The organism is Tunturiibacter gelidiferens (assembly GCF_014201335.1).
GTDB lineage: Bacteria > Acidobacteriota > Terriglobia > Terriglobales > Acidobacteriaceae > Edaphobacter > Edaphobacter lichenicola_E.
In genome coordinates this window covers 366,370-381,370 of the sequence record NZ_JACHEB010000002.1, presented here as the reverse complement: position 1 = coordinate 381,370, position 15,001 = coordinate 366,370, and the positions used below count along the sequence as shown (strand labels likewise).

Annotated in this window: 13 protein-coding genes and 1 pseudogene; 6 read left to right on the top strand and 8 right to left on the bottom strand. The window is 53.6% G+C overall.

Annotated elements, in window-relative coordinates:
- Positions 1-737 precede the first annotated feature (737 nt).
- On the top strand, positions 738-1,124 hold the full coding sequence (locus HDF14_RS26380) for a hypothetical protein (RefSeq protein WP_260698036.1): 387 nt from the start codon (positions 738-740) through the stop codon (positions 1,122-1,124).
- Positions 1,031-1,336, top strand: a complete 306-nt coding sequence (locus tag HDF14_RS25970) for a cytochrome P460 family protein (protein WP_260698064.1) — start codon at positions 1,031-1,033, stop codon at positions 1,334-1,336. Before HDF14_RS26380 ends, HDF14_RS25970 begins: the two co-directional genes overlap by 94 nt.
- Positions 1,337-1,433: 97 nt before the next feature.
- Here the strand turns inward: HDF14_RS25970 and HDF14_RS05345 are convergent, their stop codons facing one another.
- The 5 genes and pseudogenes from HDF14_RS05345 to HDF14_RS27425 all read right to left on the bottom strand — a co-directional run bounded on the left by HDF14_RS05345 (position 1,434) and on the right by HDF14_RS27425 (position 4,218).
- A complete protein-coding gene (locus HDF14_RS05345) occupies positions 1,434-2,129 on the bottom strand; it encodes a hypothetical protein (protein ID WP_183974269.1) in 696 nt (231 codons plus the stop codon).
- A 150-nt stretch (positions 2,130-2,279) separates the two neighbouring features.
- Positions 2,280-3,041: pseudogene (locus HDF14_RS05340) on the bottom strand (aminotransferase class I/II-fold pyridoxal phosphate-dependent enzyme); the annotation flags it as partial.
- 15 nt (positions 3,042-3,056) lie between these two features.
- Positions 3,057-3,296, bottom strand: a complete 240-nt coding sequence (locus tag HDF14_RS25965; RefSeq protein ID WP_221304559.1) for a hypothetical protein — start codon at positions 3,294-3,296, stop codon at positions 3,057-3,059.
- A gap of 138 nt (positions 3,297-3,434) precedes the next feature.
- Positions 3,435-4,019 (bottom strand): hypothetical protein, encoded by a 585-nt coding sequence (locus HDF14_RS05335; protein WP_183974676.1) that lies wholly within the window; start codon positions 4,017-4,019, stop codon positions 3,435-3,437.
- A complete protein-coding gene (locus HDF14_RS27425) occupies positions 3,907-4,218 on the bottom strand; it encodes a carboxypeptidase-like regulatory domain-containing protein (RefSeq protein ID WP_183974267.1) in 312 nt (103 codons plus the stop codon). The genes HDF14_RS05335 and HDF14_RS27425 overlap by 113 nt, the downstream gene beginning before the upstream one ends.
- A gap of 524 nt (positions 4,219-4,742) precedes the next feature.
- Between HDF14_RS27425 and HDF14_RS05325 the strand changes: the two genes are divergently transcribed.
- From HDF14_RS05325 to xylA, 4 genes are all read left to right on the top strand, one after another.
- The gene (locus HDF14_RS05325) at positions 4,743-5,816 is read left to right on the top strand and encodes a hypothetical protein (RefSeq protein ID WP_183974265.1); all 1,074 of its coding nucleotides are present in this window, start codon (positions 4,743-4,745) and stop codon (positions 5,814-5,816) included.
- A 244-nt stretch (positions 5,817-6,060) separates the two neighbouring features.
- Positions 6,061-7,167 (top strand): S41 family peptidase, encoded by a 1,107-nt coding sequence (locus tag HDF14_RS05320; protein ID WP_183974263.1) that lies wholly within the window; start codon positions 6,061-6,063, stop codon positions 7,165-7,167.
- 212 nt (positions 7,168-7,379) lie between these two features.
- Entirely contained in the window at positions 7,380-8,837 is a 1,458-nt protein-coding gene (locus tag HDF14_RS05315) for a DHA2 family efflux MFS transporter permease subunit (RefSeq protein WP_183974261.1), read from the top strand.
- 847 nt (positions 8,838-9,684) lie between these two features.
- Entirely contained in the window at positions 9,685-11,004 is a 1,320-nt protein-coding gene (xylA, locus tag HDF14_RS05310) for a xylose isomerase (RefSeq protein ID WP_183974260.1), read from the top strand.
- Positions 11,005-11,071: 67 nt separating this feature from the next.
- Here the strand turns inward: xylA and HDF14_RS05305 are convergent, their stop codons facing one another.
- The 3 genes from HDF14_RS05305 to HDF14_RS05295 form a co-directional block, all read right to left on the bottom strand.
- On the bottom strand, positions 11,072-12,358 hold the full coding sequence (locus tag HDF14_RS05305; protein ID WP_183974258.1) for a glycosyl hydrolase family 8: 1,287 nt from the start codon (positions 12,356-12,358) through the stop codon (positions 11,072-11,074).
- A gap of 71 nt (positions 12,359-12,429) precedes the next feature.
- A complete protein-coding gene (locus tag HDF14_RS05300; protein WP_406707186.1) occupies positions 12,430-13,389 on the bottom strand; it encodes an ROK family protein in 960 nt (319 codons plus the stop codon).
- Positions 13,390-13,909: 520 nt separating this feature from the next.
- Positions 13,910-14,959, bottom strand: coding sequence for a tetratricopeptide repeat protein (locus HDF14_RS05295; RefSeq protein ID WP_183974254.1), 1,050 nt, complete (start codon positions 14,957-14,959; stop codon positions 13,910-13,912).
- Positions 14,960-15,001: the final 42 nt, after the last annotated feature.

The following is a 15,001-nucleotide window of genomic DNA, read 5'->3' as shown; positions in this document are numbered from 1 at the left end:
TGTCCCTCCAGAAAACTGGAGCAATTTCGCTGTCTTGGTACTGCTTCTGCCTTATGTCTCGTTGCGCTCAAAGACTCGCTGCGAGAGTGCATCCTGTAGCGGTTACACATTAGTCCCGAAGTTCAGGAGCCCCAGCTGACCGCCTCTCGTTCTTCGAGGAGCAGCTGTAGAAGCAATGGTGATTAGGAAACAGCAAAGATGGAAAGTGGGAGTTCGATCCTCGCATCACAGCCCTTTCTCCCGGACATCAAGATTTTGCCACCAGTTCAGAGTTTCCCTTGTTTGAAGATGGCCATGATAGCACCATATCCATACCTTGAAGGTTATTTTTCAATCCACGACCTGAGGCGTAGGCGTGGATTGATCAGTATCGCTAAACGCGTCACTCAACCCTGGACGATGATCGGCAACTCAGACAAGCGCGGTCTGATCATTATTTTTGGACAAAATGCCTTCTGGGCGAGTTAGCGATCGTCATTGCAAAGCGGCAGGCAATACCATGCGTTGCTCCACGTCGTTCCTGAGCATGACGAGTACTGTCTAAAATTCTTGAGAGTCAGATTGTCTTTGCTGGAGGAGGTTCGAGGACCATACCTGATGAAATAATCGCGCGTACTGCTCACGACGCCGTACGCTCAGCGACGGCGTCCGCAGGGCCTTCGAAGGCCGGTTCGGCATCACCCGAGCGATCAACGCCGTCGCTTCGGCCACCAACAGCATCTTCCAGGAGCCTCAGAATGCGCCTTTCGCCTAACCCGCTCACCGCCATCACCGCATTAGCCGCAACCCTCTTTCTCTACGCAGCGGGCAACGCGCCGGCGAACCCGGACGCACCGAGGTACGACGCGGACGGCCGGTTGATGGTGCCGAAAGACTACCGCGACTGGGTGTTCCTGAGTGCCGGCGTGGACATGAGCTACAGTGAACATCCTGCCGTGGCCGACGCCCATATATTCGACAATGTATTCGCCCTGCCCACCCTTACGCCGCATTCAAGCGCACCGGCGTCTGGCCCGATAAGACCGTCCTCCTGCTTGAGAACCGAGGGGCAAAGTCGAAGGGTTCGATCAACCGCCTGGGACTGTTTCAGACCGACGAGATCATGGGTCTCGAAGCCCACGTGAAGGACACAGCGCGTTTTAAGGGCGGCTGGGGCTTTTTCGAGATCCAGGGCGCGACGCCTGCCAAACAGATCCTTTACACGGCGGCCTGTTATGCCTGCCACGAGGCCCATGGAGCAGCGGACACGACCTTCGTGCAGTTCTATCCGACCCTGTTACCGATCGCGGCGCGCCTCGGGACGCTGAACCCCGCCTATGTGGCGGAGATGAAGTAGGCAGCAGGGTCACACCGGTTCGCGATTCACGTTAGGAACAACCTGGACAAATGCCGCTGTTACCAGTTGTCGGCAGCGTTGGGACCGATGGATCGCTTCAGTGTTCCGGCAGACTCACGGCGCGAAGGCTGAAGCTCGCGATGGCTGTGGGGTTGGAGTTCGGACGCACCTGAAGGGTGCCCAGAACCTCGGTCCGCGAGGTGGTCTGGTCGCGTAGTCGGAAGACGAGGATGCCCGGCTGAACCTCTTTGGCAGACAGCAGATTGAAGCCGCCGGTCTGCTGCCGTAGTTCAATCTGTGCAGCGACCGCGGAGGCGAGTGCGACATTCGGAAGGGCGTTGCCCAGTGCGGGGTAACTTGCTTGGTTGAAGGCGGCAAGCCAATCGTAGAGGAGGCGGCCGGCCGGAGTGTCGGGGATGAGGCCCACCTGGTCGCCGAAGCGGGGCAGACGAACGAGGATGGTGGGATGAACGGGGCTGACGTGGTCTCCCCGGCGCGCGGGCACAGGAGCGTCCGCGGGATCGCCGAGTACGATGGTGTCGATCTGGGATGGATCGTCTTTCTCGTCGGCTGCCGAGGCTGCCTCCGTTGCAGCGTTAGCGGAACGTCCTGAGCTGCCGGAGGAGAGATGAGAATGTCCGGTGTGGGCCAAAGCATAGACCACCGAGATGAGCGCACCGACGGCGGCTACGATAGCCAACAGGATGGCGACGGGGCTTAGCGGCTGGCGCCCGGTGATATAGAAGCGGGGAGCGATCGCAATGGAAACTCCGCTGTGGAGGGGCTGCTGCATCGTGGGCGGTCCTCATGCGTCCTGGCGCGGACCGGGTCGGAGGAGGCCCGGCGGGTTGGCCGCACTTGTAGTGTAGACGGACTGACGATAGGTAGCGTGAGCGGATGGTGGATCGGCAACGAAGGGAAGACCTGCCTTCAGCGGTAGATTTTAGGAACGCGACGATAGCTCATTCAACACCTGACGTAGCTGCTGTTGAGCAAAGGAATTCTCATCGACTTTTCCAATCGTGATGCGGGCCCAATTGGAATAGGGGGGAAAACTTCGGCCAATATCGATCCCGCGAGCACGCATTGCAGCTGCGAGTTCAGATTGTGGATGACCAGAGTTGAAGAAGATGAAATTGGTTTGAGAGTTTGTATGGGGTAACTCAAGCTCATCCAGAGTGTAGATCCATTTGGCTCGTTCAGCGACGGTTATGGATCGAGTCCGGCGGACGTGGGATGTGTCTGCAAGAGCAGCTGAGGCCGCGGCTATATTGAGACGTCCGAGAGACTCTGCATCCCCGATTCCCTGTTTGCGCAGAGTGGCGGCAAGCTCACGCGGAACAAGAGTGTAGCCGATGGGAAGTCCAGCAAGTCCATGAATCTTATCGAAGGTGCGAAAGACGAGGACATTCGCGCCATCACGAGTCAAAGATGCGGCTGAACGGGTTTCGAAATCTGGAGTGTATTCAAGGTAAGCTTCATCAACGATTACTGGAGCACGTTGAGAAACGTCGCGAAGAAACTTCTTGAATGCATTGTCTTCGCTTACGGTGCCTGTAGGGTTGTGGGGGTTTATTAGGTAGAGGGCTCGCGTCTTGTCGTTTACCTTTGCCGCCAATGTCGGCAAATCATTTTCATACTTTTCGTTCAGAGGCACGCCTACTCCAACTCCTCCGACCCGTGAGGCGCCGTTGATGAGCGCAAGGTATCCAGGTGTTGACTATAGAAATTCACCGCCAGAACCTTTCTCGCTTCCGAAATAGAGACCCAGTTCTCCCAGGATCTCTCCTAGCACCACTTGTTCCACGGGCACTCGTTCGTAAACTGCGATCTGTTCTACGAATGTGTGGGCAGCCGTCACATCAGCGTAACGGGAGAGGCGCGGCAGCTCATTTCTCAAAGCAATGTCGACGTTCGGTGACGGACCAAATGCATTTTCGTTCAGGTTGAGGTGGATCATTTCTCCGGGTATCGGGGTCGCGATCGCCGACGTCGGAAGGAAACTCGCCCCTAAGGCGAGACTGGAGTTCTTTAGAAGAGACCTGCGAGTGAGCACTGATTGCATTTTTTTCCTCTACTAATAAGTGCCGTAGCTGAGTCAATAAGTTATATGGAGACCAAGCTGAAGGTAGCGTGGGAAGTTGGCCTGCGCCGTAATTGCACCGAAGTTTGCGCTTCCGAACGCGGTGTTTGGGCCCGCAAACAAAGGTGTATTGAAAGTGTTGAAGGTCTGCGCGCGGAACTGGATATTCAGCCTGTCGCGAATCAAAACGCTCGTCGGAATCACGATGGGGCGATTGTTTGGGTCCGTGATTGGTACGCCATCGACGAGGTAAAGATTTGCAGCGACGGGCCCACCCGCAACCGATGTCGTTGACGTACCGTTCTGGTCCGCGAAGCGGATAAATTGCGGGTTACCCGTATTCACGAAAACCCCGGAAAGCTTTGCAGTAATGTATGGATTGCGGCCCAGAACGGGTAGATCTTCAAGCCACCGCTGGTCCAGGTCCGTGCTCACGGATGCGGTCGACGAGTCTACCAGCGGAGCATCTGCAGATACTTGGACGACGCTATTTGCTGTACCCAGGGCAAGCGAAATATCGAGTGTCAAAAATCCTGTGCTTCCAGGACGATGTGGCGCACCCCGCAGGACCGAATCCTCCTGCTGTAACTTGAAGGCCATATATCGACGGCTTTAGAGCACTGAAAGCGTAGGTCCCAGCGCTATCTGAAGTTGTGTTGCGTGTCTGATGTGTACTCTCGTCTGTCAGCGTGATGGAAGCGCCCGCAACAGAAGCACCTCCGGGATCTGTAATGGAGCCGCGGACTCCACCACAATAGGTCTGCGCGATTGCCGGCAGATTCAGCGCAAGCAGAACCACGAATAGAGTGGAAAGCCGATGTACGTTAAGACGTGAGTCCTTGCTTTTGATAGGAAGCCATGAGACGGTTTTCCTGAGAATGTGCTGCCGTTATGCAGACGAGTCAACGCGGAACAGACGCAACGCCACGCCTTTTAGCAAAAGGGTGGTGCGGTCAAAAGACTTGCCTGATGAGAGCTATGAGGAGAGGCTAGCAACAACAACGAACGCCACTCAACTCGACAGGAACACCCTGCGACGAGCGACAACAATGAAGCACATTGAGGATGCGCATAGCGACAGCATAATCTTGAACATCGCGTTGGTCAATAGCACGCGCGAGCCAGTTCGTCTAGCGGCCCAAGTCGCTTCTTCGCAGGAAAAAAGGCCGGGACGAAACAGCAATGGGATAGTTCAAATGAATCACGCTATGGGGTAGTCAGCTCGCTCAGTCGCGCTAAAGCCATTCAGAGGGCGAAAGGCCGGTTTCGTCATGCCGAATTGTGAATGGTATAAGCTTTTCCTCTGCTATCGGAACTGATCGCATGCGAATCTTCTTTTGGCGAAACATAATCTACGTAGCGATGCTGTCGTGTCTGGCGACGCTGACTGTGGGCGCTGCGACTAAGAAGGACCCCTCGGATAAACAGAAAGCAGAGAACGTCGAGCTGCTTCAGCCTCCGTCGCTTGGTGGCCAGTCGGTTGAAGTGGCCGTTGCGCTCTATGTCACGAATTTTGTGGCCATCGATGAGACGAAAGAGACGTTCGAGGTTAGCGGCTACCTTACCGCGAAATGGAAAGATCCCAGGCTTGCTTTGCCAATCGCTGCAACGGATCAGAAGAAGAGAGTTTATCGATTGGGTGATATCTGGGCTCCATCCATCGAATCGGCGAATACGATCTCACACAAGGCAATGCAGTATTGGCTTACTGCCGATCAAGATGGTTTAGTCACATACGTGGAGCGCTTCGATTCGATCGTATCGAACAACTTCGACTTTCGAAGGTTCCCTTTCGATACACAATTACTTCGGCTTGAATTTCACACCTTCTTCACTTCGGATGAAGACGTTCGCTTTGCTCCTCAGCCTTTGCCTTCGACCGGGATAAGTCGCGACCGGGACACGGAACTCTCAGGCTGGAGCTCTGGGGAAGTGAAGTACACGGTAGACAGGGTAAAAGGGGGACTCAATCTGCCGTCGACAAACGAGGCCGTGTTTCAGATTCCGATGAAGCGGCGATCAGGCTTCTACATCTGGAAGATCATCGTGCCTCTTATGATGCTGGCGCTCATTCCAGGCGTGGTGTTCTGGATCGACGCAGAGATGTTTGACTGGCTGTTAAAGATCCCGATGACCATGATGCTGTCAATGGTGGCATTCGAATTTACGATTGCGCGCGATCTGCCGCGCATCGGCTACGTCTCATTTCTGGATGCGATCTTCCTGGCCAGCTTTACGCTTTGCTTTCTTTGCATCTTCGAGATATTGGGTGTGTTTCTTCTGCAAAAGCAGGGGAAGCGAAAGCTGGCAGTGAAGCTGCATACCATGGGACGATGGGCATATCCGCTGACCTATCTCATTGTGATCGCCATCTTAGCAGTCGGCTTTTTGGCCTAATGCTATGCCTGAGCGGTAAGGGCACTGGAACTGGCGGCTGGACAAGACCTTCGACAAAGCAAAACTTTCCTGGGTCATAGGACGCGTGGGTCAGCCTCTTCGAAGAGTACACACGAGTGGATGAACTTCGCAAATGTGCATGGAAGCTTCTCCGAGGCCGAAGCAGAATACTGGAAATAACGTTGCTCAATACAAATTAGCGTTTTATTTGGCTATAAGGGCTTAGAATCGTCACGCGGCTACCATGCACACTCCCTACCGTTTGCTTAGCCTTGCTCTCCTCGTTGCTTCCTTCTGGGCATTCTCACAGATCTCAACTCCCTCAGCACCGATTTCCAAGCCCGCTGCCGAGTATCTGAATCACGCCCTGGATCTGATGCAGCAAAATGCGCTCCATAGCAAGGAGATCGATTGGGCTGCTGTTCGAGAGGGTGCCTTCCTTCATTCTGAAGGTGCGCAAACCTCAATCGACACTTACCCAGGCATCTACTTCGTGTTGACCCAGCTGCGCGAACACCACAGCTTCCTGCGCGTGCCTGATGACCTCTCCGACGCAGATAAGAAGCGTAACACTGCCGCGAGGAGAACCATCCTCGGCCCTTGGGCTCGGGAAGCAAAAGTACCCCCGCCCTCGCCATTCAGCATCCGCAGGCAACCGGATGGGCATCTGGTGCACTTCGGAAAGCGAGCCTTCGCCTGGGTTTCTGTTCCCGCGTGTGGCGCCAGGCACTCCAACTGGCACGACAACCTCGCTGACTTCCACACCTATGCGACCAACTTACATAGTATCGCCGCTAATCTCTCGGCCGCTCATCCGAAAGGCTGGGTGATCGATCTAAGAGGCAATGGAGGAGGGAACATGTGGCCCATGCTCGCCGGAATTGGTTTCGTGCTTGGCGAAGGCGTTGCCGGCTCATTTGTCTCGTCTGACGGCACCGTGCAGTCCGAATGGTCGTACAAACACGGTGAGGCGCTGCTGGGAACAAAAAACATGAATGACTTCGCTGTTGACGCACCGCTTTCGTTGCCGCACCTCCCGGCAGTAGCAATATTGATTGACAGCGGCACCATCAGTTCCGGCGAAGCTATCGCTGTTTCTTTTGCAGGCCGTCCACACACACGTTTCTTTGGCACTCACACCTTCGGACTTTCGAGCGCCAATGAAATGTTACCGTTGCCCGATGGCGCCTCGCTGTTCCTCAACAGCGCCGTTGACGCAGATCGAACTCATCAACGCTACGACAACGGCATCGAGCCTGATGTCACCTTCGCCGAACCGTCCAGCTTGCCCGTTGAGTCTACTACTGATCCGGTTCTACTAGCTGCCACCTCGTGGCTCTCTTCGCAATAAGGCCCAGGTTTGGGATGGCGAGTTTGCGCGTCCGTTCTTCCTTATCGCTATTCGTGAACCATCAATCGATGCGCCGATTCACGGCACAACGCCGCGACGATCGAACAGACGAGGGTGGAGAACAGTTACGATGAAGAGGTCACTTTGTTGAATCGAACATGGTGAAAAAGACATCGCACGAACATCGCGAAAGATCGTCGTCCTAGTCACTTATGAATCCTTCCAATCTATCGGCTGTGGGTCCGCCCGTACAGGTCCCGTCGGAGGCGAGTAAGCATCTGCTGCCGTGGCTGGTAGCGTTCGCGTTTTTTATGGAGTCGCTGGATACCACTATTCTTAATACGGCTGTTCCTGCAATCTCCGCAGCGCTTGATGTGAAACCTCTCAGCATGAAAGCGGTGTTGGCTAGCTATACGCTGAGCCTTGCGGTCTTTATTCCAATCAGCGGGTGGGTGGCGGACCGGTTCGGAACGCGGCGGGTCTTTGCCGCTGCAATTGGGTTGTTCACGTTTGGGTCGTTTCTCTGCGGTATTTCCACCAATATTGATGCGCTGGTCGCGTGCCGCATCTTGCAGGGCATGGGCGGATCGATGATGGTGCCGGTGGGACGGATGACCCTGGTGCGGACGTTCTCTAAGTCGGACCTGCTCCGCGCGATGAGCTTTGTCTCGATACCGGCGCTGGTCGCTCCCATGCTTGGGCCAATCGCCGGCGGCCTGATCGTGGCCTATCTTCATTGGCGGTTCATCTTTTTTGTGAACATTCCGATCGGGTTGGCTGGATTGGTCTTGGTGTATCTGTATCTGCCGGACTATCGCGAAAAAAAGACGCATCCCTTGGACGTTGTCGGGCTTATTTTATTTGGCTCGGGCATCGCCCTACTGTCGTATGTGCTTGAGGTCTTTGGCGACCATACGCTGGGCGTGCGCGAGATCACGGGGCTGCTGGTAGTGTCGCTTGCGCTCCTTGCGGGTTATTGGATCCATGCAAAGACGCTTCAGTTTCCGTTGCTGCAACTGAATCTGTTCCGGATCCGCACCTTCCGCGCGGCCGTTGGCGGCGGCTTGTTTACGCGGCTGGGAATTGGAGGTGTGCCGTTTCTCTTGCCGCTTCTCTACCAGGTCGGTCTTGGCTTTACACCGATTCAGTCGGGGTTACTGCTTATGCCGCAGGCACTGGCGGCGATCGGCGTGAATTGGGTGATACTTCGCCTTCTGGCGCGCTTCGGCTACCGTAGCGTGCTGATCACAAATACGATCATCATTGGTATGCTGCTTCTTGTGTTTGCGACGATTGGAGTCCATACACCGATTTGGGTGATTGTTGCGCTGGCGTTTTTGTATGGGGCTTACAGCTCGCTGCAGTACACGAGCATGAATACGCTGGTCTACGCGGATACGACGGAGGAGGAGACCAGTGCGGCGAACTCCATCTTCAGCACGGTGCAGCAGATGGCGATCAGCTTCGGGGTTGCGACGGCGGGATTGGCGACGGCATTTTTCATTCCAGAGCATTCTCAGTCGAACCCGGCCTTGATGATTGATGGCCTACACAAGGCCCTTTTGTCGCTGGGAGTATTGACGATCCTTTCGACGACTGTCTTTGGCAGTTTGAAGAAGGAAGACGGTAGGGCCGTGAGTCAACAGAAAGCGATTCATCCGGGCGGATGACTCCGCTGGAGGGCTTTTGTTCGCTGGAAGGTGAGCCTCGAAAACGTGGTTACCGTTAAGCCTTCCTGTCGCCTGTTCTTTAGTCAATTCCTACTGCACGCCCGCACTCTCAACATTCGGACGCTGCTCCTGTTTAGATGGCGAGGAGCTACCAGCTGTCATAGCGATCAGCTCTTTCTGGTCGCCTATAGTAGATAGGACAACGCCGCCCGGCAGGTTACAGCCAGGGCAATCGCACCAAACGCATTACAGAGAGTCAACGATCGCCATACAACCAGTGCGAATGCAGCGAGACCGACACACCCGAAAGCAGCTCCAGACGCATCGATGCTGGCGGCAAGCATCGAGCCACTTCTTCGGGAGGTCCTTCAACTTTCGAACATTGGCATACATATGGTTTGCGTTGGCTACAGCAACCAGCCGATCATTCCGAATCTTCTTCTTCCCATCAATTTGCTTACCCAAGCAGCAGCGCGGCCGACAGTGCAGACGACTTGCACGAAGACCGAACAGAACAGCCGGAATTATGTCTTCAAGGTATTTCCTGCGGCCGGTCTGTAGAATATTGTTCTATGATCGAATAAACTTGATTGACTCGAAACAATACGTTCCATCGGTTCAAAGGATCATTTGATAATCTCGGGTTTTATAACCATGTCTAGAGTGATCTCCATAAAGAAATAATGTGTGAACCGCAGACGTTGTGACTGAGAAAATAGCATTTAGTTGTGCTCCAAAATTTTTTGACAGTCGCCTTCGAATGCAGAGAACGTGTCAATGCTCTTGCCAAGTTGCAACTTCGCCTTATGCATCACCGTAAGTTCGTGATCGACGCCAGGAGAGAAAATTGATCGAATCTATTTTTAGCGCCTTCGCTACGGTTCAATATGAGGGAGAAGACTCGCAAAATCTGCTCGCTTATCGCTACTATGACGCGAGTAAAGTTATCTTTGGAAAGCCTCTCTCCGAGCATCTCCGCTTTGCCATCGCATATTGGCACAGTCTCGCAATGAACGGGAGTGATCCATTTGGCGGACCCACGATTCAACGACCATGGATGCTCGATAGCGACGCCATGAACGCGGCTCGAAACAAGGCGGATGCGGCATTCGACTTGTTTCGTGTGCTCGATCTTCCGTTCTATACATTTCATGATCGCGACATAGCTCCCGAGGGCGATTCTCTTGCGGAGTCCCTCAGGAACTTCCACGTAATGGCAGAATATCTCGCCGACAAGATGAGCACCCATAAAACAAAGCTGCTGTGGGGTACGGCAAACCTATTCTCTCATCCGCGTTTTATGGCCGGTGCCGCCACGAATCCTGACCCAGAGGTGTTTGCCTGGTCGGCAACCACGGTCAAACATTGCATGGATGTCACCAAGAGTCTTGGAGGTGAGAACTATGTGCTCTGGGGCGGACGAGAAGGTTATGAGACTTTATTGAACACAAACATGGGACAGGAGTTCGAGCAGCTTGGGCGTTTTCTAACTCTGGTTGTGGAATATAAGCACAAGATCGGCTTTGAGGGCCAGATCCTCATTGAGCCGAAGCCAAAGGAACCGACCGCCCATCAATACGATTTTGATGTTGCCACTGTTTATGGTTTGCTCAAAAAGTTCGGCTTAGAGAGTGAGGTTGCGGTCAACATCGAAGCGAATCACGCACTACTCGCTGGTCATAGCTTTGAACATGAAATTGCGACTGCGGCAACACTTGGTATCTTCGGCTCTCTGGATATGAATCGCGGCGATCCTTTGTTAGGGTGGGATACTGATCAGTTTCCGAATGATCTCCAAGCAACAACCATGGCTATGTATCAGGTGATAAAAGCCGGAGGAATCGGAAAGGGTGGATTGAACTTTGATGCGAAGGTCAGGCGACAGAGTTTTGATCCGGAGGACTTGATTCATGCCCACATAGGAGGTGTGGATCTGTGCGCCCGAGCGTTCTTGTTAGCAGCTCAGATCGTGGAAGACGGACGGTATGCCCAAATCCTTAGCGAACGCTACTCTGGTTGGCAGACACCGCAGGCTCAGTCGATGCTCAGGGGCGATCTGACCTTAGACCAGATTGCCTCAGCCACTGAAGCACGTGGAGTCAATCCTAAGCCGCGTTCAGGCAAGCAGGAGTTGCTGGAAAGCTTTCTTGGAAGAATGATCTGGTGAGTGTGCTGCACGAGGAAGCTCACTGACGATTGGGACGCGTTTTCCGGAATCACTCGGGTACAAATCCCTAAAGCCCCGTGCGAATGTACGTAGGTCCGTAAATGCGAAAATTTCCTGAGCAATGGAGTAGGCCCATGAGATATAGCAGCCCATCATAATAGCGTTGTTCGCCAGAAGGCGTAGCCGAATTCCAGAGGTTTTCGACGAAAGCGTTAGCGTGATTGTTTGTTGCAGCTAGGGATGCGACCGCCATCGTGGCGACCATACCGACTGAGTGCCTTTGGGAGAGAGCCAAACCTGCAAGAGTGTATTGATCGTCAAACTCCGTGAGATCTTGTGAAAACAGGAACTTCTGAATTCGATTCGAGAGTTCTGCCTCCTCCGGACTCTTTGCCCACCATGATGCGTCTACACTCCAATTGCTAGCTGTCCTCCACGAGTCGTAGGAGAAATCGGTAGAAAATCGGTTAAAGCTGGGTCGTCGAGATCCGTCCCAATTGGCGTAATCCGGTGAGAGCCCCGTCTTTGGATCTGTCGCAAGAACGAAAAATCGGCGGCTTGTTTCTGCAGCCTGGGCCCAAAATGCTCTATCTTCGGGTGGTCCCCATCTAGCCCACAACTCATAAAAGGCGGGTAAATGATACGAGGGGTCGGTGAAGTCTTCATTCGGACTGTCGGGCACGAACCGGATCATGTGATGCTTCTCATCAACCATGGGACCGATAGTGCGAATTCCTGAATGCGTTGACCCGGTCATCACCGGATGGTGACGCATCAAATGAAGTAAACGATCAGCCTGAGCTTTGTAGTTGTATAGGCCTCTTCCCGATCCCCAACGATTTGCGGCGAAGTAAAGACTCATTACGAAGTACTCTTCACCATCCGGGGCCGGCGTAGACGAATGAGGAGAGCCATCAATATTCATTGACCACTTGTAATAGCCGAATCCAGGATCTTTACGGTCAGTGATGAGCATGTAGGTGTTGGCCCAGTTCCAGAGAGCGTCAAACTCGTGTTTCCGGTTCATTTGAACAGAGATCATCATCCCATAGCTCATGCCCTCTGTTCTCACGTCGTGATTGGCTATATCCGTGATGTAGGCCAGAGCGCCTTGCTTATTGCCTCCAACTTCATAGAAGAGAGTCTGTGTCTGCTGATCACCATGAAAGAGCTGCTGAAAGGCTGCGTCTATTCTTGCGCGGCTTTCGTCCGGTGAGTGTCCGATTTCTGCGAACAGATCTCGATATTGCCCGGTGTAAAAGGCTCCTCCTTCCGCATCTTTCTCAGTTGCCGGAAGTAGGGTTCGGCATAGTGCTAGCACGGTAGTAAGCAGCACGCAACGAATCCGAAACATGAGGTTGACCTCCGATGGGCGAAAATCCGGCGAGTGAGCTTAAGCGTGAGGCGTTGCGATCTAAAGCTGCTTCAGGCTCTGGCGCGCACAGGATGCGTTGATCGGTTATAGCCAGAGTGGCGCTGTAGGACGATCGCTGCGGCACCTCTCAATCTGGCCAATTCGCCGCCGCTCGCGATCTCTAGCCGAGGCGGAGTACCCGCGAGCATTGTGGCCCGCAGCTCATTTTCAACGATCGGCCCGAAACGATTCCAATAGGTGGTCAACGCTCCCGTGATCAAAATGACCTCAGGGGAAATTGCGGCTGTGATGAGACGGAGGCCCTTGCCCAGGAAGCTGGCTTGCTTCGAAATTGCCTGAATGGCTTGCTTGTCTCCCTCCTCTGTAAGTTGGAGCAAATCATGGATTGTCACCTTCCGCGCATCAGGAGCTAACTCAGCATAAAAGCGCAACGCCGCGTCGGAAGATGCGAAAGTCTCCCAGCATCCATGCAATCCGCATCCACATAATATGCCTGTGGGATCAAGTGGAATGTGACCGAACTCTCCAGCCAGACCGTTTTTTCCTGAGAGGAGCTGCCCATTTGCGAGAATCGCAGTTCCGAGACCCTCTGACAAACTCACGAGCACTGCATTCCGAACTCCATCCATCCGCCCGAACCAAAGTTCTGAGAGCAGACATGCATTTGCATCATTGTCCATCTCTACTTGCAACTTCAGTTTCTGCTGAAGAACTTTTTTGATATCAAACCCCGACCAGCTGAGATTCGGCGCGAGTATTAGTCGCTGCGTGTCCGGGTCGACTCGACCCGGAAGACTGACACCTGCGCCTTCAAAAGTCTTCTCCGGGTGTTGGTCCATAAGGCTACGCATCGCAATGCCGAGTTTAGAGACAGACTGTTCTGGATCCGAGGTAATCGGGGTCGCCATCTGCGCGAGGAAACGGCCATTGAAATCAACTACTGCCAGATAAGCCTGGCGGGGCCGCACATCCGCGACGATTGTAACCAAATTTGAATTCAATGACAGCATCGTCGGGCGCCGCCCTCGTGGCCTACGCACTGTCTGCCCTTCAATAATCCACCGCTCGGCTATGAGTTGATCAACAATAGACGAGATAGTGCTTGGTTGGAGGCCAGACAGCCTGGAGAGGTCCGCACGAGCAACCGGTTGCCGAGACCGGATTAGCTCCAGGATAATGTCGCGATTGTGTTCTCGTGCTTTCTCGCTGGAAGAGACTTCCGCGTAGGCCAGATCGATCCGTTTCGATCCGCGACTGGTAAGAATCCGTTTCGGGCTTCCGATAGACCTCACTAGCAACCCCTTCTGGTTTGAATCCTGAGCAAAGTGCGACAAGTTCTGGAAGAAGCATATAAGTTGAAAGTACCGTGGAACAAGCATTCGTCAGATGCAACACTAGATGCCAATATCGATGAGACGTCGTAAGTTCGATTTTCCTTTGAAGAAAACCGCAAAGGTGACCAACTGAACATCGACGCCCGTACGATGGCTTCCAAATTGCATTTTCCAAGGATAATGGAGAGGCCGTAAACTATTGCGTTTTTGGTGCCATCTGTCTGGCAACCGTGTCTCGATCCTTCTGTTCCAGTTCATTCATTTTGGCGAATTCGGCCTGTGCCTCTTTTCGTTGCCCCACGGAAAGGTAAAGGTGTGCCAACCGCCAGTGCGCATCTTTTTGAGCGGGGTCCATTTCAATGGCGCGCAAGAAGTTAGCTTTAGCTTGTTCATTAGCACCGGCGGCAGCATCGAGGATACCCATATCGAGATAACTTAACCGAATAACTTTAGGCTGCAAGAATGCTCGCTGAAGATAACTTCTAGCAGAGCTGTCGTCATTCTGTTTGATCGCTATGTCGGCTAGATAAGTTAATGCCTGTGCATGATTCGGATTATCTTTGAGTTCAAGCTTGAACTCTTCCCCTGCTTCGTCGAAGTTGTGTTCTTTCCAAAGCAAATATCCGAGTCCGAAGTGAACGTCGGGTTCCTGAGGCGATGCCTTTTCTGCCTCGCGGAACTGTTTGATTGCTTCTTCAGTTTTATTGAGCCCATCGAGAGCCTCACCTGCCAACATGTCGGCCTGAGCCGACTCGGGGCTTAGTCTCACAATCTCTTGAAACTGGCCGAGCGTGCACAGATACTGCTCTGCCCAGAGACAGCTTTGAGCCAGAGTCATTCTCAACTGGAGATTCTCAGGAGAAGAATTGACGGCGGCTGTCAGATAGGGCACGGCTTCGGCATACTTCCCCAGTCCGTAGTAGCTCATGGCGAGAAGGAGCTTTGGCTTGATGTCATTGGGAGATTCGGCTACAGCAGCCTGCAGAGGTTGAACCGCTTCTTCGAGCTTTTGCTGTTTAAATAAAGCAAGTCCCAGATCGACTTCAAGTCCTGGCAGATGCGAGTGTAGTTGGAGCCCCTCTCGATACGCGATCACGGCTTCCGGATAGTTTCCCTCGAGTGCTCTTATCAAACCTAGATGAGCCCAGGCATCCGAATTCCGGGGGTTATCTGTGACGAGTTCGGACCAGATCTTCTCAGCTGCTGAGAAGTCGCCCCGTTTTTCATACGCGAGAGCTTGTTGCATCTTGGTGGGTGCGGAATGTGTCTGAGCGAAAGCGTGCGAAAA